Source organism: Rhizobium sp. CCGE531, assembly GCF_003627795.1.
Taxonomy (GTDB): Bacteria; Pseudomonadota; Alphaproteobacteria; order Rhizobiales; family Rhizobiaceae; genus Rhizobium.
This window is the reverse complement of sequence record NZ_CP032684.1, coordinates 796,903-813,768: the sequence shown is the minus strand read 5'-3', so window position 1 is coordinate 813,768 and position 16,866 is coordinate 796,903. Positions and strand designations below refer to the sequence as shown.

15 protein-coding genes are annotated in these 16,866 nt (G+C 60.9%); 7 read left to right on the top strand and 8 right to left on the bottom strand.

Annotated elements, in window-relative coordinates; translation table 11 throughout:
- Positions 1-38 precede the first annotated feature (38 nt).
- Both CCGE531_RS04020 and CCGE531_RS04015 read right to left on the bottom strand, forming a co-directional pair.
- Complete coding sequence (locus tag CCGE531_RS04020) at positions 39-1,127, bottom strand: polyamine ABC transporter substrate-binding protein (protein ID WP_245459066.1); 1,089 nt, start codon at positions 1,125-1,127, stop codon at positions 39-41.
- 193 nt (positions 1,128-1,320) lie between these two features.
- Positions 1,321-2,193, bottom strand: a complete 873-nt coding sequence (locus CCGE531_RS04015) for a LysR family transcriptional regulator (RefSeq protein ID WP_120663025.1) — start codon at positions 2,191-2,193, stop codon at positions 1,321-1,323.
- Positions 2,194-2,280: 87 nt separating this feature from the next.
- Here CCGE531_RS04015 and CCGE531_RS04010 point away from each other — a divergent pair, with 87 nt between their 5' ends.
- Complete coding sequence (locus CCGE531_RS04010; RefSeq protein WP_120663024.1) at positions 2,281-2,538, top strand: hypothetical protein; 258 nt, start codon at positions 2,281-2,283, stop codon at positions 2,536-2,538.
- Here the strand turns inward: CCGE531_RS04010 and CCGE531_RS04005 are convergent.
- From CCGE531_RS04005 to CCGE531_RS03995, 4 genes are all read right to left on the bottom strand, one after another.
- Positions 2,514-5,051: a HAMP domain-containing methyl-accepting chemotaxis protein gene (locus CCGE531_RS04005; protein WP_120663023.1), complete on the bottom strand. Its 2,538-nt coding sequence runs from the start codon at positions 5,049-5,051 to the stop codon at positions 2,514-2,516. The genes CCGE531_RS04010 and CCGE531_RS04005 overlap by 25 nt on opposite strands.
- A 327-nt stretch (positions 5,052-5,378) precedes the next feature.
- Positions 5,379-5,522 (bottom strand): hypothetical protein, encoded by a 144-nt coding sequence (locus CCGE531_RS34120; RefSeq protein ID WP_162943844.1) that lies wholly within the window; start codon positions 5,520-5,522, stop codon positions 5,379-5,381.
- A gap of 160 nt (positions 5,523-5,682) precedes the next feature.
- Positions 5,683-6,195, bottom strand: coding sequence for an ankyrin repeat domain-containing protein (locus CCGE531_RS04000; RefSeq protein WP_120666465.1), 513 nt, complete (start codon positions 6,193-6,195; stop codon positions 5,683-5,685).
- Between the two features lie 72 nt (positions 6,196-6,267).
- Complete coding sequence (locus tag CCGE531_RS03995) at positions 6,268-7,449, bottom strand: NAD(P)/FAD-dependent oxidoreductase (RefSeq protein WP_120663022.1); 1,182 nt, start codon at positions 7,447-7,449, stop codon at positions 6,268-6,270.
- Positions 7,450-7,586: 137 nt separating this feature from the next.
- On the opposite strand from CCGE531_RS03995, the gene CCGE531_RS03990 reads away from it, so the two are divergent.
- From CCGE531_RS03990 to edd, 5 genes are all read left to right on the top strand, one after another.
- Positions 7,587-9,023: a glutamine synthetase family protein gene (locus CCGE531_RS03990; RefSeq protein ID WP_120663021.1), complete on the top strand. Its 1,437-nt coding sequence runs from the start codon at positions 7,587-7,589 to the stop codon at positions 9,021-9,023.
- Positions 9,024-9,034: 11 nt separating this feature from the next.
- Positions 9,035-10,333 carry an FAD-binding oxidoreductase gene (locus CCGE531_RS03985; RefSeq protein WP_120663020.1) on the top strand — a complete coding sequence of 433 codons (1,299 nt, stop codon included), beginning with the start codon at positions 9,035-9,037 and terminating at the stop codon, positions 10,331-10,333.
- Positions 10,334-10,464: 131 nt separating this feature from the next.
- Positions 10,465-11,940: a glucose-6-phosphate dehydrogenase gene (gene zwf, locus CCGE531_RS03980; protein ID WP_120663019.1), complete on the top strand. Its 1,476-nt coding sequence runs from the start codon at positions 10,465-10,467 to the stop codon at positions 11,938-11,940.
- 15 nt (positions 11,941-11,955) lie between these two features.
- Complete coding sequence (gene pgl / locus CCGE531_RS03975; protein WP_120663018.1) at positions 11,956-12,654, top strand: 6-phosphogluconolactonase; 699 nt, start codon at positions 11,956-11,958, stop codon at positions 12,652-12,654.
- Positions 12,655-12,831: 177 nt separating this feature from the next.
- Positions 12,832-14,655: a phosphogluconate dehydratase gene (gene edd, locus CCGE531_RS03970; protein ID WP_120663017.1), complete on the top strand. Its 1,824-nt coding sequence runs from the start codon at positions 12,832-12,834 to the stop codon at positions 14,653-14,655.
- Positions 14,656-14,696: 41 nt separating this feature from the next.
- Here the strand turns inward: edd and CCGE531_RS03965 are convergent, their stop codons facing one another.
- Positions 14,697-15,515, bottom strand: coding sequence for a DUF3313 domain-containing protein (locus CCGE531_RS03965; RefSeq protein ID WP_245458970.1), 819 nt, complete (start codon positions 15,513-15,515; stop codon positions 14,697-14,699).
- A gap of 309 nt (positions 15,516-15,824) precedes the next feature.
- Between CCGE531_RS03965 and CCGE531_RS03960 the strand changes: the two genes are divergently transcribed.
- On the top strand, positions 15,825-16,421 hold the full coding sequence (locus tag CCGE531_RS03960; RefSeq protein WP_120663015.1) for a TetR/AcrR family transcriptional regulator: 597 nt from the start codon (positions 15,825-15,827) through the stop codon (positions 16,419-16,421).
- 47 nt (positions 16,422-16,468) lie between these two features.
- Here the strand turns inward: CCGE531_RS03960 and CCGE531_RS03955 are convergent, their stop codons facing one another.
- A complete protein-coding gene (locus CCGE531_RS03955) occupies positions 16,469-16,822 on the bottom strand; it encodes a hypothetical protein (RefSeq protein WP_120666463.1) in 354 nt (117 codons plus the stop codon).
- Positions 16,823-16,866 lie beyond the last annotated feature (44 nt).

The window sequence follows — 16,866 nt, the reverse complement described above, 5'->3', positions numbered from 1 at the left end:
AGGAAAGGCCCGGACGTTGCCGTCCGGGCCGCTTCGAGTTATTGGCCAGTGGTGACCTTTGTCCACGAGCGCGTTGCCACGCGCTGGGTTTTCGCGTCCCATGGGGTCAGGGTGAACAGCTTCTCGCGAACCGCATCGGTCGGATAGACGGCCGGATCTTCCAGCACGTCCTTGCTCACGAACTGCTGAGATGCCTTGTTGCCGTTGGCATAGGTGGTCGTGTCGCTCGCCTTGGCGATGACTTCCGGCTTCATGATGTAGTTGAGGAAGATATGCGCTTCTTCGACATGCGGCGCATCCGCGGGGATCGCCATGACGTCGAACCACATCTGCGCGCCCTTTTTGGGGATCGAATAGCTGATGTTGACGCCGTTCTTGGCCTCCGTGGCGCGGTTGCGTGCCTGCAGCACGTCGCCGGAATAGCCGAAGGCGATGCAGATATCGCCGTTAGCGAGCGCATTGATGTATTCGGAGGAGTGGAACTTGCGCACGAACGGCCGGATCGACGTCAAAAGCTCTTCGGCCTTCTTGAAGTCTTCCTGCTTGGTCGAATTCGGGTCGAGGCCCAGATAGCGCAGGGCCGCCGGAATGACGTCGGTCGGCGAATCCAGCATGTAGATGCCGCAATCCTTGAACTTGGCGGCGAGCTTGGGATCGAAGATCACGTCGATGTCGGGCGCCTCATCGGATCCGAGGATCTGCTTCACCTTGTCGACGTTGTAGCCGACGCCGCTGGTACCCCACATATAGTCGATGGCGTACTGGTTGCCGGGATCGTAGGTGGCGATGCGCTGCTGCACCGTATCCCACATGTTGGAGATATTAGGCAGTTTGGACTTGTCGAGCTTCTGGAAGACGCCGGCCTTGATCTGGCGCTGCAGGAAATAGGCCGTCGGGACGACGACGTCGTAGCCGGTCTTGCCCGCGAGCAGCTTGGTTTCCAAGGTCTCGTTCTGGTCGAACGTGTCGTAGACGACCTTGATGCCGGTTTCCTTGGTGAAATCCGACAGGATCGAATTATCGATGTAATCCGACCAGTTGTAGATATTGACGACTTTGTCTTCTGCCTGAGCGACCGTTGCCAGCGAAACCACCGCGAACGCCGTTGCTGCAAGCCGTGCGAACATGGACTTCATAGTCTCTCCTGTTTTGTTCAAGGGCATCCAGGCGACACCCAACCCTCTGTTTTTCCCGTTAGACTAGAAAGGAAATCAGAAGGCGACAAGGGGAAAAGCGTGGGCTCGCACTCTTTCGCATTTTTGCCGTCCGTCGTCCGCAAGACACATCCGCGCAGAGGAAAGCAGCCTTCCCGGCAATACCTTATGCATAGGTCGGGCGCTTTCCCGCAAAAAGCTCGGCGTGGCTTTTCAATAGCTTGGCCATGCGGTCGACCACGGTGCGGATTTCCCTGCGGTGGCGATCGGCATTGTTCATGACGATCCATTGCCGGTGACGGAGAGACGGGATTTCCTCGCCAACCCGTTCCAGCCTCGGCTCCTGATCGCCGACGAAGCAGGGCAGAACCGCAATGCCCGACCCCGCAAGCACAAGATCATGAAGAGAGCGCGGGCGGCTGACCGTGAAGGCGATCTCCTCCCGCCTGTTTTGATAGGGCCAGCGCAGATAGGCCGACACCGCCTCCTCCTCCGCCACCGCGATCCAGCGCTGCGGGCCTGCAAAGCGCATATTGCGGGCCTGATAGGCGGCATAGGCGACATCACCGGTCTTGATGGCCGCGAGATTGGTCTCCTCCGGCTCGAAGGCACGGATGCCGATATCGCTCTCGCGATGGGCAAGGCTGGCGCGACGCTCGCCGAGATGCAAATCGATGCGGAATCCGTCCCGCTCCGAACAGATCGTCGGCATGTTCTGGCTGAGCAACCAGCCGACCCATGTGCCGGCAGCGATGCGGACGACGGACATGCCCTGGGCATCGCGCTGCCAGTTGTCGACCTTGCGGGCGGCGGCTTCCATCTCCAGCAGCTGATCGAACAGCGCCTGACCATCGCCGGTCAGCGTGTAGCCGGCCTGGCTGCGTTCGAAGAGCTGGCGGCCGATCTGCCCCTCCAGCTCCAGCATCCGCCGGCCGATCGTTGCCGGGCTCAGGCCGCTCGAAGCGACCGCCCCCGTCAGGCCACCGCCGCGGGCGACATCAAGAAAGAGCCGGTAGGAATCCCATGTCGTGTTTTTCATAATTGAAAAACATATGGCGAAAACGGCTGTTTATAAAGCAAATTCTCATGTGTAGTTAAAGGGATGCCTCAAACCAGGAGACATCTCATGATGGATAGCATCGCTTTGGCCAAGGCCATCGAAATACAAAGCCGGGCGCGCGAAGAGCAATGGCGCCAGAAGGAGGATCTCTTCTACCTCGACTACGGGCGCGAGACGCCGCGCCTCTTCCTATGGATCGGACGGATGATCTCCGCGTCAAGCGCCCATCACAAGCCAACGGAAAAGGCGGACCGGCCAGAACTTGGCCGATCCGCCTGTGATAGCAACAGTTGCAGCGGTCAGGCTGCTTGTTCCCGGATATAGCTCGCGCTGTATCCGGCCTCGATCTTGAACTGCTGGATCAGGTGCAACAGGGCGTCGGCTTCGGAGGCCAGCTCGCGGCTTGCGGCCGTGGTTTCCTCTACCATGCCGGCATTCTGCTGCGTCATCTGGTCCATGTGATTGACCGAGGAATTGACCTCCTGCAGGGCGCTCGCCTGATCGTGGCTGGCATGGGCGATCATTTCCACATGCTGGCTGATCGTCACGATCTGGCTGCTGATTTGCGCCAGCACCGAGCCGGCCTCCTGCACGAACTGCGAACCGGAGGCGACCTCCTCGGTCGACTTGTTAATCAGCCCCTTGATTTCCTTGGCGGCAGCGGCAGAACGCTGTGCCAGCTCGCGCACCTCCATGGCGACAACAGCGAAACCTTTACCGGCATCGCCGGCGCGGGCGGCCTCGATGCCGGCATTGAGCGCCAGAAGATTGGTCTGGAAGGCGATCTCGTCGATGACGCCGATGATCTGCTCGATCCGGCGGGAAGCGTCCTCGATGCGCGACATCGCATCGATGGCGTTGCCGACGACGACGGAGCTGTCATCGGCGCTGCGCTTGGCCTCGCGCACGATCGCATCCGCATCCTTGGCACGTTCGGCGGAGGAGCGGACCGTGTTGGTGATTTGGTCGACGGCGGCAGCGGTCTGCTCCAGCGAAGCAGCCTGCTGCTCTGTACGCTTCGACAAATCCTCGGCGGAGGCGGCCATCTGGTTGCCGTTGCTCTGGATCATCTCGACATTGTCGCGCACCTGGCTCAGCGTTTCCTGAAGACGCGAGAGCGAGCTGTTGAAGTCCTGACGGAGCTGCTCGAGACGGCCGATGAAAGGCGTTTCTATGGTCGAGGAGATGTCGCCCTGGGCGAGGCGGCCGAGGCCGGCCGCAAGCTCGCTGACGGCATAGTCGATCTGGCGATCGAGCTCGCGCTTTTCGGCGTCGTTGCGCTGGCGCTCGTGTTCCGCGGCGGTACGCTCCTCGTCGCTCTGCTCCTCGATGCGGATCTTCGAGATGGCGTTGTCCTTGAAGATGCCGAGGGCGCGGGCCATGTCGCCGATTTCATCACGGCGCTGCTCGCCGGAAATCGCTGTTTCCAGCATGCCGTCGGCGATGCGGCGCATGGCGGCGGTGATCTGGCCGATCGGGCGCTGCAGCGTCAGGACGAGCGCGATGCCGCCGGCAACCGAGAGGATGATGCCTAGGGCGGTTGCCAGGATGGAGATGTAATTCGCCTGATTGCGCTCGGTGCCCGCGCTCTGCTTCTGCGTTTCGGCGAAGGCTGTGAGCTGGCTCCAGACTTGATCGAGCTGCTGGCGGGCGCTCGCATATTCGCCGATGCGCTGCGTGATGGTGTCGACCAGCTTGCCGCCGGCTTCGTCCATCGACTTGATCCCCGGGCGAATGGCTGCATCGATGTCGCTGGCGAAATCCATGCTCTTGGCGCTCTGGTTCAGCGTATCGATATCGCCGCCCAGCTTGGAGATTTCCTGACGCAGGCGGACGAGATTGTCCTTATTCGTGTTAGCGTTGAAATCCGCCAGAACGAGCTGCAGCGAATAGACCGAGTCCTCGAGGCGGCGCGTGTCCTGCAGGACCGAATTGGTCTGGGCGACGCGGGCATCGAGCGATACGAAGGTCGTGGTGGCCTGGCGCATCATCTGCGTTGCCGCCAGCTGCGTATAGGTCGAGGTCTGACGGAAGCGCGACAGCAGCCGGCCGATGCTGGTGATGGTGTCGTCGGTCGGCACATCGGTACTTTCCGTGAAGGCGGCAAGATCCTTGATCGTGCCGACCAGCGACTGAACGACGCTCTTCTGGTTCTGCGGCAATGCAAGATCGATGGAGCGCTGCGCCTTGTTCAGGTCCGTCAGCCGGTCCTTCAGGAGCTTGACCTTGTCGGCCGGCGTCGCGGCCTTGTTGAAGTCTTCGGCAACGGAGGCCAGCATATCGCCGCCCTTCAGCAGGCGGTCGGCGGAACGGAGCGTGGAGGTCGCGTCCGCCTGGTCCTGGCGCATCCGGTCTTCCAGCTGCTGGCTGTTGAAATTGACGTTGAAGCGGGCACTGATCAAAGCCCTCTGCGCGTCGTCGATCGTCTTGCGCAGCGAGACTTCCTGCTCGTGCAGCGTCCATAGCCGGCCCACGAGATTTGCCATGTCAGCGGTCTTGGCCGTGGCTTCAGTCAGATCGTCACGACCATCCGCATCCGCACCGAGCTGGCCGAGCGTCGCGTTCAGCACACCCTGCTGAGACTTGATATACTCGTAGAGTTTGTCGCGCTGCTGCGCATTGGTAATGCGCAGGAAGTCGTCCATGGAGCCGTAGAGGTTCTTGAAGCCGGTCAGCGACTGCAACACGCTGTTGGAGATCTCCATGCGCCCCTGGAGCAGTCCCGACGCGTAAAGCCCGGTGAGGCCGACGGCGGAAATACTGATGACGAACGGCAGGACGAATATGAGGACCTTCGTCTTGATCTTGAAACGCGACAATATCTTATCAATGAACATAGTGGCTCAGACCTCTCACATGCCGCTCCCCGTCGACGCCACCTCGGCGCTGACCGGATGTATAACCATCGTTCTTGAAATATCCGCAGGCGGGGCTACCGAGTATAATGTCGGGAAGCAATCATTGCTTCGGCTCTATCATGCAGTAGAGCGCCCCATGAAATCGTCGGGAATTGTGGGTCTGATTGATTAATTTTCAGATAAGGGCGTTGTATGGGCTTGTAACATACAATCAACCGCTGAAAAGCGGATGGCAAAGCCTATATTTGTACGCGAGCACAGGCCGTCGTTCCGGCGACGGCCAAGAATAACGAAGCGGCTGAAAGATCAGAAGCCGCGTACGGTAAGGTAGGCGATGCAGACGGCTGTCACGCCGGTCGCCAACATCAGAAGTCTTGCCGCCAAGAGCTTGGCGTTGTCTTGGGTCTGAGCGATTGCGATGGCGCGAGCGCGACGCTTTGTTCTGTTCATGACTACATTCCCATTTTCGCACTGACACGATAACCGGCAAAACGCCGTTCCCGCAACAGGCAATATAGAGAATATAGATATAGGAAAAGAAAACGCTAAAACCAGAGGTTAGGGTCGCACCCTCGATTATCGGCCAGAGATCGTGCGACCGCAGCGCGCGCTACTTCAGCAAGGCCGCAATGGCGGGATCGGTCGCCATTTCGGCGGCAGTCTTGCCGGAAGCGGATTTGATGGTCTTGTCGGCGCCATCCTTCAACAACGCTTTGACGACGGCCGGATCATCCTGCTGGCTCGCCATGTGCAACGGCGTCCAGCCATCGTAATCGCCGCGCGCATTGACGTCGGCGCCCTTCGAGACCAGGAAATCGATCATGTCGGCGGGGCCGTAATAGGCGGCGGTATGTAGCGGATACCACCCCTCCGTCGTCTTCATGTCCAGCTTGGCGCCGCAGGCCAGCATCTGCTTGACGACATCGGCTTTCTTGTCGCGGACCGCAAGGGCGAAATTCGTATCGCCGCCCATATCCTTGCCGTTCGGGTCCAGCTTCTTGCATTGCGCCGAAGCGGCACTGACATCCGATGCCGTGACGACAAGCATGCCAAGCGACATCGTCACGGCCGCAACGATGCCTGAAAGAACTGCGCCGCGGAATACCAAGGCCTTGAACGTCATGATTGTCTCCATCATTTATTTTCGCGCCGAAGGTGCTATTTGCCCGTTTCGCGGCCTGTTGGCAAGGTCAATTCAGGCCGCCTCGCCGGCGACATGGCCGGAGGCCCAGGCCCACTGGAAATTATAGCCGCCGAGCCAACCCGTGACGTCCACACATTCGCCGATGAAGAAGAGGCCGGGGACGGTTTTCACCTGCATCGTTCGCGAATCGAGGCAGGCCGTGTCGATGCCGCCCAACGTCACCTCCGCCGTGCGATAACCTTCGGACCCCGACGGCTTGACCGGCCAGGACTGGATAGCGACCGCGAGCTGCTGCAGGCGCTTGTCGGACTGATCGGCCATATTGCCCGATATGCCTTCGCTCTCGACGAAATGCTGCGCCAGCCGTTTCGGCAGGATCTCGGCAAGGGCTGTCTGCGCGGATTGCCGGCCATTCGCCTGCTTGGCCTTCTTGAGAAGCTCAAACAGGTCGATATCGGGCTCGAGCACGACGGTAATGTCCTCCCCTTCCCGCCAATAGGAGGAAATCTGCAGGATGGCGGGACCGCTGAGGCCGCGATGGGTGAAGAGCAGGGCCTCGCGGAAGGCTGTCTTGCCGTGGCGGATCTCGGCAGGCGCGGCAATGCCCGACAGCGGCGCCAGGCGCTGAAGCAATTGCGGATCGAGCGTCAGCGGCACGAGGCCCGGTCGGGTCTCAACGAGCGGCAATCCGAATTGCTCGGCGATGCGATAGGCAAAGCCGGTGGCCCCCATCTTGGGAATCGACTTGCCGCCCGTCGCGACGACCAGCGAGGATGCTTCGAGAATGCCTTCCGAGGTGTCGATGCGATAGCCGCCAGCACTTTGCTCAATGCCGCCGATCTCGGTTCGCAGCCGAAGCTGCACACCCGCAGCGCGCATCTCGTCCGTCAACATGCGGATGATGTCCTTGGCGCTGTTATCGCAGAAGAGCTGGCCGAGCGTCTTCTCATGCCAGGCAATGCTATGGCGCTCGACCATGGCCAGGAAATCCCTGGGCGTGAAGCGCGCCAGCGCCGATTTGGCGAAATGCGGATTGGCGGACAGGAAGTTCCTCGGACCGGCATTGATATTGGTGAAGTTGCAGCGGCCGCCGCCGGAAATACGGATCTTTTCGCCGGGTGCGGCGGCATGATCGAGCACGACGACGGAGCGCCCGCGCTGGCCGGCGCGGATGGCGCACATCATGCCTGCCGCGCCCGCGCCGAGGACGATTACATCATATCTGCCAACCACGCTTCAGCCCTTCATTCTTCGCCGCGCTCTGTCGTTCCTTTTCCATCATACGGCGAAAGTCCGAGCGGTTTTCCCCCTCGCCAATTGGCAAACTGCAGTTATGATGCGGTCTCCGACCAACGCAAATACGGTGTTTTATGCCCGCGAGAAAGACCCCGCTGAAAGCTTCCGTACCTGTCTCGAAAATCCCTACGGTTCCTCCCAGTCTGAGATCGGCACGCGGCGTGGCAAACTGGAAAGAGGCAGCCCAATGGCTGCGGGCACGCGGGATCGAGGACATAGAATGCATCACCCCGGACCTTGCCGGCGTGCCGCGCGGCAAGATGATGCCGACCTCGAAATTCACCTCCAATACATCGCTGGCGCTGCCCTCGGCGATCTACCGCCACACGATTTCGGGCGAATATCCGGAGGAGACGGAGAGCTTCCGCTACGAGCCGCGCGACAGCGACCTGAAGCTGGTGCCCGATCTTTCGACGCTTTCGGTCGTGCCCTGGGAGAGCGATCCGACGGCGCAGGTAATCTGCGATATCGTCAATTCCGAAGGGCACGCGGTGTCCTATACGCCGCGCAACCTGCTGAAGCGGATCATGGGGCTCTATTGCGAGCGCGGCTGGAAACCGGTGGTCGCACCCGAAATCGAATTCTACCTGGTCGCCAAGAACGACGATCCCGACTATCCGCTGCATCCGCCGAAGGGCCGCTCCGGCCGCTCGATCCTTGGCGGCCAGGGCTATTCGATCGCCGGCATCAACGAGTTCGACGAACTGATCGACGATATCTACCATTTCTCGGAGAAGCAGGGTCTCGAGATCGACACGCTGATCCATGAAGAGGGTCCGGCGCAGCTCGAAATCAACCTGCGCCACGGCGATCCGATCGAGCTTGCCGACCAGGTATTCATGTTCAAGCGCACCATTCGCGAGGCGGCGCTGAAGCATGGCATCTACGCGACCTTCATGGCCAAGCCGATGCAGAGCCAGGCAGGCTCGGCGATGCATATCCACCAGTCGGTCGTGAACATCGAGACCGGCAAGAACGTCTTCACCAATCCTGACGGCAGCCCGTCACAGGAATTCTTCTATTTCATCGGCGGCATGCAGCGCTACGTGCCGAATGCGCTCGCCATGCTGGCGCCCTATGTGAATTCCTATCGGCGGCTGGCGCCGAACATGTCCTGCCCGGTCAACAATGCCTGGGGCTACGACAACCGCACCACGGCCTTCCGCGTTCCCGTTTCCGATCCGCAGGCGCGACGCGTCGAAAACCGGCTGCCGAGTTCCGACGCCAATCCCTATCTGGCGCTTGCCGCCTCGCTCGCCTCCGGCCTGCTCGGCATCATGAAGAAGGTGGAGCCGACGGCACCGACCGAGGATTCGGCCAATGAGGGATCGATCGATCTGCCGCGCGGCCTTTTGGAAGCCATCGCGCTGCTGGAAGACGAGCCGGCCTTCGAGGAGGTCCTCGGCAAGGACTTCATCGACATCTATGCCGGCGTCAAGCGCGGCGAATTCGAGACCTTCATGCAGGTGATCAGCCCGTGGGAGCGGGAATTCCTTCTGCTCAACGTGTGAGGGAGCTGCCCATGACGCTGCAGGAAACATGGCAGAGCCCCATTGCGCCAGGCCTTTCCTTCTACCAGGCGACCGTCGGCCCGCGTGCGAGCTATCCAAGGCTTGACGGTTCGCGCCGCGCCGACGTCGCGATCATCGGCGGCGGCTATACCGGCCTGCAGGCCGCCTATTACCTTGCCAAGGGCGGTGTCGACGTCGTTCTGATCGACGCCAACCGCTTCGGCGACGGTGCCTCCGGCCGCAATGGCGGCCAGCTCGGCACCGGCCAGCGCTGGTGGCCGGAAGAGATGGAAGAGAAGATCGGCTACGAGCGCTCGAAGGCTCTCTTCGACCTTGCCGAGGATGCCAAGCACCACCTTCTCGACTTCGCTTCCGAGCAGGGCATCGACATCGACTTCCTACCCGGCCAGATGAACGTCACGCACAAGCGCGGCTACAAGCGCGACTACATGGACAATGCGGAGATCGCGGCGACGCGCTATGGCTATCCGCATATGAGATTCATGGACCAGGCCGAAACCCAGGAACGGCTCGGTTCGCAGTTCTATCTTTACGGCGTCCGGGATATGGGCACAGGCCATATCCATCCCTTGAAGCTGCTTATCGGCCTTGCCCGGGTCGCCGCCGAAGCCGGCGCCTCCCTCTTCGAAATGACCAAGGCGAAGACCTTCCGGCAAGCAAGCGGCAAGACGGTCATCGAAACGGATGGCGGAGAGATCACCGCCGACCGGGTGCTGATCGCCTGCAACGGCTATATCGGCAACCTCGAGCCGGTGACCGCGAGCCACGTCATGCCGATCCGCTCCTTCATCGGCGCGACCCAACCGCTCGACCGCTTCCCGCAGGTTCTTCCTGGCAATGAGGCGGTGGCCGATTCGCGGTTCGTCGTGCGCTATTTCCGCAAATCCAAGGATGGGCGCCTGCTGTTCGGCGGGCGCGAAGCCTATACATCGGACAATCCGCGCGACATAACGCAGCACATCCGCCGGCAGATCACGGAAATCTATCCGGATCTGAACGACATCAAGATCGACTATGCCTGGGGCGGATCGGTCGGCATCACCATGCCGCGCCAGCCCTTCGTGCGCGAGGTCATGCCGGGCGTGACCTCGATCGGCGGCTATTCCGGCCATGGGGTGATGCTGTCAAACTATTGCGGTAAACTCTATGCGAAAACGGTTCTCGGGAATGCGGATGAGCTTCATCTCTTCAAGGAGCTGAACATTCCGTCATTCCCCGGCGGTGCGCGCATGCGGGCGCCTCTGCTGTTCCTGGCGCTCTCGTGGTTTGCGTTGCGCGACAGGTTTTGAAAACCGGAAGATGATTTCTTCCGCCGGCAATCCGCTCTAAAAACCGAGTCTGAATTTTGCGATGCACACTGGCCTTTTTAAATCGATTAGATTAAAAGGGGCCTCAACCAAGACCGATTGAGAGATAGCTCATGAGCAGCCAAATCATTCCCGTTGAACCATTTGATTATGTCGTTTTCGGCGGCAGCGGCGACCTTGCCGAACGCAAGCTCCTGCCCGCTCTTTACCATCGTCAGGTCGAAGGTCAGTTTTCCGAGCCAACGCGCGTAATCGGTGCTTCGCGCAGCGCGCTTTCCAATGAAGAATACCGCAAGTTCGCCGATGCCGCCCTCAAGGAGCACCTGAAGAAGGGCGAATATGACGAGGCCGAAGTCAAGAAGTTCCTGGCTCGCCTGTTCTACGTGCCCGTCGATGCACGCAGCGACGCCGGCTGGGACCAGCTCAAGAAGATCCTCGACGAGGGCAAGGAGCGCGTGCGCGCCTTCTACCTCGCCGTCGCTCCGGGCATCTTCGGCGACATCTCGCAGAAGATCCACGAACACAAGCTGATCACCAAGTCGACCCGCATCGTCGTCGAAAAGCCGATCGGCCGCGACCTCGCTTCGGCGCTGCAGCTGAACGACACGATCGGCAAGGTCTTCAAGGAAGAGCAGATCTTCCGCATCGACCACTATCTCGGCAAGGAAACAGTGCAGAACCTGATGGCGCTGCGCTTTGCCAACGCTCTCTACGAGCCGCTGTGGAACGCCAACCATATCGACCATGTGCAGATCACGGTGGCGGAATCGGTTGGTCTCGAAGGCCGCGCCGGCTACTACGACACCGCCGGCGCGCTCCGCGACATGGTGCAGAACCATATTCTGCAGCTGCTTTGCTTGACCGCGATGGAAATCCCCTCCTCCATGGATTCCGAAGCCGTTCGCGATGAGAAGCTGAAGGTTCTGCGCGCGCTGAAGCCGATCGACGCTTCCAACGTCGAGCAGGCGACCGTTCGCGGCCAGTACCGCGCCGGCGCTTCGGCTGGCGGCCCGGTCAAGGGCTATCTCGACGAGCTGGAAGGCGGCGTCTCCAACACCGAAACCTTCGTCGCCATCAAGGCCGAGATCGGCAACTGGCGCTGGGCGGGCGTTCCCTTTTACATCCGCACGGGCAAGCGCCTTGCCGGCCGCGTGTCGGAGATCGTCATCACCTTCAAGCACATTCCGCACACCATCTTCGATCAGGCCGCCGGCCGCATCGTCGCCAACCAGCTGATCATCCGCCTGCAGCCGGACGAAGGCGTCAAGCAGTCGCTGATGATCAAGGACCCGGGTCCGGGCGGCATGCGCCTGCGCAACGTCTCGCTCGACATGAGCTTCGCGTCGGCCTTCAACGTCCGCAACCCGGACGCCTACGAGCGTCTGCTGATGGACGTCATCCGCTCCAACCAGACGCTGTTCATGCGCCGCGACGAAGTGGAAGCCGCGTGGAAGTGGGTGGATCCGATCCTCAAGGGTTGGGAAGAAGCCGGCCAGCAGGTGCAGGGCTATACGGCCGGCACCTGGGGTCCGAGCCAGGCTATCGCGCTCATCGAGCGTGACGGCCGCACCTGGCACGACGATATCTAATCCGGGACGATAACGATGACAGCGAACATGCATGCTTTTGCCAATGGTGCCGAACTCGCCGGCAAGCTCGCGGACAAGGTGGCCGAGACCCTCTCGGCTGGCATCGCCGCGCGCGGCTCCGCAAGCATCGCGGTCTCCGGCGGTTCGACGCCGAAGGCCTTCTTCCAGGTGCTGTCATCGCGCTCGATCGACTGGAGCAAGGTGACGGTTACCCTCGTCGACGAACGGTTCGTGCCGGCGGACAATCCGCGCTCGAACCACCTGCTCGTTCAGGAAAACCTGCTGAAGGACAAGGCGGCAGCCGCCAGCTTCCTTCCGCTCTATCAGGCTGCGGCTTCCGTCGAGGAGGCCGCCGCCATCGCCACGGAAAAGACCAATGCCGTCGGCCATCCCTTCGATGTCGCCATCCTCGGCATGGGCAATGACGGCCACACGGCTTCCTTCTTTCCGGGCGGCAGCAATCTCGCAACCGCACTTGATCCGAACACCCCGCGCGGCATCATCACGATGGAAGCGGAAGGTGCGGGTGAGCCGCGGCTGACGTTCACCTTCTCCAGCCTTCAGGATGCCCGATTGCTGGTGCTCCATATCGAGGGAGAAGGCAAGAAGGACGTTTTGGCCAAAGCCGAAGCGTCGGGCGAAGAAACCGAGATGCCGATCCGCGCCATGCTGCGCCGAGCGGCCTCTCCGGTCGAGATTTACTGGGCTCCCTGACACAGCCGGCAGGCTCGTCATCGAACCCTGAAAGACACAGCAACATGTGCTGCGCCATGCGCCCTTCTGGGCGTATCGGCAACGCATGGACTTTTGGACCCCGCGCCAAGCCCTCTACCAGGACAGATCGAGCAGATCTTACGGGCACTGCGCAAAACAGACGGAGGCAGATCGACCATGGCCGCTGACGCCCGCATTTCCAAGATTACCGCACGTATCGTCGAGCGCTCGAAGCCGACACGCGAGCGCTATCTGGACCGCCTGCGCAACGCTGCAACAAAGGGCGCACAGCGCTCCGTGCTCGGCTGCGCCAATCTTGCGCATGGCTTCGCCATCTGTTCCCCCTCCGAGAAGGAAGCACTGGCGGGAGACCACGTGCCCAATCTCGGGATCATCACATCCTATAACGACATGCTCTCGGCACATCAGCCCTTCGAAACCTATCCGGCTATCATCCGTGAAGCAGCGGCCCAAGCGGGCGGCATCGCCCAGGTTGCCGGCGGCGTGCCGGCCATGTGCGACGGCGTCACGCAAGGGCAGCCGGGCATGGAACTTTCGCTCTTCTCACGCGATCTGATTGCCATGTCGGCCGCCGTCGGCCTGTCGCACAACATGTTCGATGCGGCCGTCTTCCTCGGCGTCTGCGACAAGATCGTGCCCGGCCTCGTCATCGCTGCCCTCTCCTTCGGCCACCTGCCGGCCGTCTTCATCCCGGCCGGACCGATGACGTCTGGCCTGGCCAATGACGAGAAGTCGCGCGTGCGCCAGCTCTATGCCGAGGGCAAGGTCGGCCGCGCCGAACTTCTCGAGGCGGAATCGAAATCCTATCACGGCCCGGGCACGTGCACCTTCTACGGCACGGCCAATTCGAACCAGATGCTGATGGAAATCATGGGCTTCCATATGCCGGGCGCCTCCTTCGTCAATCCCGGCACGCCGCTGCGCGAAGCCCTGACGCGCGAGGCGGCCAAGCGCGCGCTCGCGATTACCGCCATGGGCAATGAGTTCACGCCGGCCGGCGAGATGATCGACGAGCGCTCGATCGTCAACGGCGTCGTCGGCCTGCACGCGACGGGCGGTTCGACGAACCATACGATGCATCTCGTCGCCATGGCGCGCGCGGCCGGCATCGTGCTCACTTGGCAGGATATTTCCGAGCTCTCCGACATCATCCCGCTGCTTGCCCGCGTCTACCCGAACGGCCTTGCCGACGTGAACCATTTCCACGCCGCCGGCGGCATGGGCTTCCTCATCAAGGAGCTCTTGAAACAGGGGCTGCTGCACGACGACGTGCGCACCGTTTACGGCCAGGGCCTCAGCGGCTACTCCATCGACATCAAGCTCGGCGCCGACGGCAATGTCCAGCGCGAGCCGGCACCGGAAAAGAGCGCCGATCCGAAGGTGCTGGCAAGCATCGAGACCCCTTTCCAGAACAGTGGCGGCCTGAAGATGCTGCGCGGCAATATCGGCAAGGCGGTCATCAAGATTTCCGCCGTCAAGCCGGAGCGTCACATCGTTGAAGCGCCGGCCGTGATCTTCCATGATCAGCTGGAGATGCAGCAGGCCTTCAAGGACGGCAAGCTGAACCGCGATTTCGTCGCCGTCGTCCGTTTCCAGGGACCGAAGGCCAACGGCATGCCGGAACTGCACAAGCTGACACCGGCGCTCGGCGTGCTGCAGGATCGCGGTTTCCACGTAGCGCTTTTGACGGACGGACGCATGTCCGGCGCATCGGGCAAAGTTCCGGCCGCCATCCATGTGACGCCGGAAGCCATCGACGGCGGCCCGATCGCCCGCATCAGGGAAGGTGACATCATCCGCATCGATGCGATCGCCGGCACGCTGGAAGTCCTCGTCGATGCCGCCGACATGGCAGAGCGCGAGCCTGTCGTCGCCGATCTCTCGGAGAACGAATTCGGCATGGGCCGGGAACTCTTCGCCCCCTTCCGCCACGCCGCAGGGCCGGCGGATCAGGGCGCGAGCGTCCTGTTCCGCCATTAAGGTTTTCCGCCGAATATAGGCAAGACTGCATCGAAGGCTGATTACGGGGCCTTCGATGCCGTTTTTTCCGTATTCGCCGGAGCCTTGTCCGTCCATGCGGGCGGAAGACCAAGGCGGGCTCCCACGAAGCCCTTCACACCCGGCGACTTGCCGAATACTTTGCAGGCTTCATATTTCGGTGTGCGGCCGACGAGCGCGGCAAGCTTCGCTTTGGATGGCATCGAAGGCGTTGCTCCGAACGGCGTCTTGCCCTTGACCAGCATCTTGCTGAAATCGCCGCCGAATTTGACGGCAAGGCTATAGGCATCCCCTTCCCTGGCAACCGTTCCCGAATCGAGAAATGCGTTTGCGCCACGTCCCCAGATCATGACAGCCCTCTGCACGCCCTGGGGGTTGAGAGCCTCCGCCTCGAGGGAGAGGCTGCCCATGCCGATCGGAATGCGGGGGACGGGCACGGGCACATTCGGCAACAATAGGCTCTTGCCCACGGACGCGACTTTCGAGATGCCGACGGCAGTCGCATTCGTCGCTTTGACTTGCGTCACGACGGCGCGGATGGTCAGATCCGCCGGCTCGGACAGGCCGACGACGACGAAGCGTTCGCTCAATCCGGAGCAAAGCGCCCTGTCCACGGCATTGGTGACGAGGTTGCGTTGCTCGGGCGTGAAAGCGGCGCTTTCAGCCCGCATCGAAAAAGCAGTCGGAATGATCTTTATGGTCTTCGCCGCAAGAATATCATCCCTGCTCACCCGAAGAAGCGAGCGGGCGACCAGCCCGTTCGATCGGGTCAGGCCGTCATAGGACCGCAAGGATCCCGCGCGATCCAGCGGCGCGGCGGCGCAGCCCGTCAGCAGGCTCAATAGAAGAGCCGTCGACCAGATATCGGGCCTCCGACGACTTTCGGCGACACATGGACCATAGGCCCTATTTCCATCATGATTTGAGATTGCATTGGCTGGCATCGATGTTTGTGCTCCTGCACCCGGTTATGAACATTCAGCATCAACATTAAATATCGCACTTGGTGTAAAAATTAATGTTGGCCACTTTGCGGCAATCGGGAGGCGAAGCGAAAGAATTATTTTACCGTGAATTGAGATCTCTAAGAAGGAAGCCAGAAGGCATGTCCATGATTTGAGTGGCGTTGCGACTCATGCCAGAATGGCCCGATGCAAGATGCAACCTCAAAGCCGGAAGGCCTGCGCGAGCGCAAGCGGCGCCTTACATTTCAACGCATAGCGGAAGCCGGAATGAAATCCTTTCTTGCGAAGGGATATCAGGAAACGACGATCGACGAGATTGCGGCAGCGGCCGGCATTTCCCGCCGGACCTTCTTCTATTACTTCAAAAGCAAGGACGACATTCTTCTGGCGCATCAGCGCGGATACATGGACGCGCTTCGGGTGGGCATCATGGAGAATGCTTCAGCCGGGCGACCGGTCGAGGTGGTTCATCAAGCAACCCTGGGACTTGTGACCCGCCTCGAGGCGGAAGCACCACAGCTTCTTGAGACGGCCAGGCTTTTACGTCAAAGCGAAACCCTGCGCGCCCGTACGCGAGGTAACTCCCTGCAGCTCGAACAAATCGCCTATCAAGCCCTGTGCGAACTGTTTCCGACGAGGGACCGGGACGGTCTACGGCTGGTTTCGATGATCGCAGTGAGCCCGCTTCGCCTGTCGGTCGACAAATGGCTACAGGAAAATGGCAGGCTGCCGCTGCTTGAGTATCTTGAGGATGCTCTCCGGAAATGGCGAACGGAAATCTGATCCGTCAGCCGCATGGATCGCTCAAACCTGCCTCTTGTGGTCGTTGATCAAGCCTTGATGTCGAGCACGCGGTTTTTGTGGGCCGGATGCGTGCTGTAGACGAAGATCTTGTTCATTTCCTTATCCGTGAGGAGCCGCAGGAAACGGACTTCCACCGTATTGTTGGGGAATACCTTCATGAGCACGCAGCCAACCTTGGTGATGCGGGCATCGGGAATATCCAGATAGAATTGCTTCGGTAGATTATATTGGGTGAGGATCGCGAGAACCGCGCTGCTCTGCGAGATGCGGATAATATCGCAACGGCGGGACGCAAGGTTCATCACACCTTTTTCGGTGTATTCGAGCCGCGCCGCGTTCATCGTATCCTCCATGCGGAACCGCGCTTCGCGGTCATACATGAAGGATTCTTCCTTGTTGAGGAAATGCTGACCTGAATTAGCTC

Excerpts from the sequence above, each read along its gene's own strand:
- CCGE531_RS04000 (WP_120666465.1), bottom strand. The coding sequence starts at position 6,195 with ATGACGTTCAAGGCCTTGGTATTCCGCGGCGCAGTTCTTTCAGGCATC.
- CCGE531_RS04005 (WP_120663023.1), bottom strand. The coding sequence starts at position 5,051 with ATGTTCATTGATAAGATATTGTCGCGTTTCAAGATCAAGACGAAGGTC.
- CCGE531_RS03985 (WP_120663020.1), top strand. The coding sequence starts at position 9,035 with ATGACGCTGCAGGAAACATGGCAGAGCCCCATTGCGCCAGGCCTTTCC.
- CCGE531_RS04015 (WP_120663025.1), bottom strand. The coding sequence starts at position 2,193 with ATGAAAAACACGACATGGGATTCCTACCGGCTCTTTCTTGATGTCGCC.
- CCGE531_RS03955 (WP_120666463.1), bottom strand. The coding sequence starts at position 16,822 with ATGTATGACCGCGAAGCGCGGTTCCGCATGGAGGATACGATGAACGCG.
- pgl (WP_120663018.1), top strand. The coding sequence starts at position 11,956 with ATGACAGCGAACATGCATGCTTTTGCCAATGGTGCCGAACTCGCCGGC.
- edd (WP_120663017.1), top strand. The coding sequence starts at position 12,832 with ATGGCCGCTGACGCCCGCATTTCCAAGATTACCGCACGTATCGTCGAG.
- CCGE531_RS34120 (WP_162943844.1), bottom strand. The coding sequence starts at position 5,522 with ATGAACAGAACAAAGCGTCGCGCTCGCGCCATCGCAATCGCTCAGACC.
- CCGE531_RS04020 (WP_245459066.1), bottom strand. The coding sequence starts at position 1,127 with ATGTTCGCACGGCTTGCAGCAACGGCGTTCGCGGTGGTTTCGCTGGCA.
- zwf (WP_120663019.1), top strand. The coding sequence starts at position 10,465 with ATGAGCAGCCAAATCATTCCCGTTGAACCATTTGATTATGTCGTTTTC.
- CCGE531_RS03990 (WP_120663021.1), top strand. The coding sequence starts at position 7,587 with ATGCCCGCGAGAAAGACCCCGCTGAAAGCTTCCGTACCTGTCTCGAAA.
- CCGE531_RS03960 (WP_120663015.1), top strand. The coding sequence starts at position 15,825 with ATGCAAGATGCAACCTCAAAGCCGGAAGGCCTGCGCGAGCGCAAGCGG.
- CCGE531_RS04010 (WP_120663024.1), top strand. The coding sequence starts at position 2,281 with ATGATGGATAGCATCGCTTTGGCCAAGGCCATCGAAATACAAAGCCGG.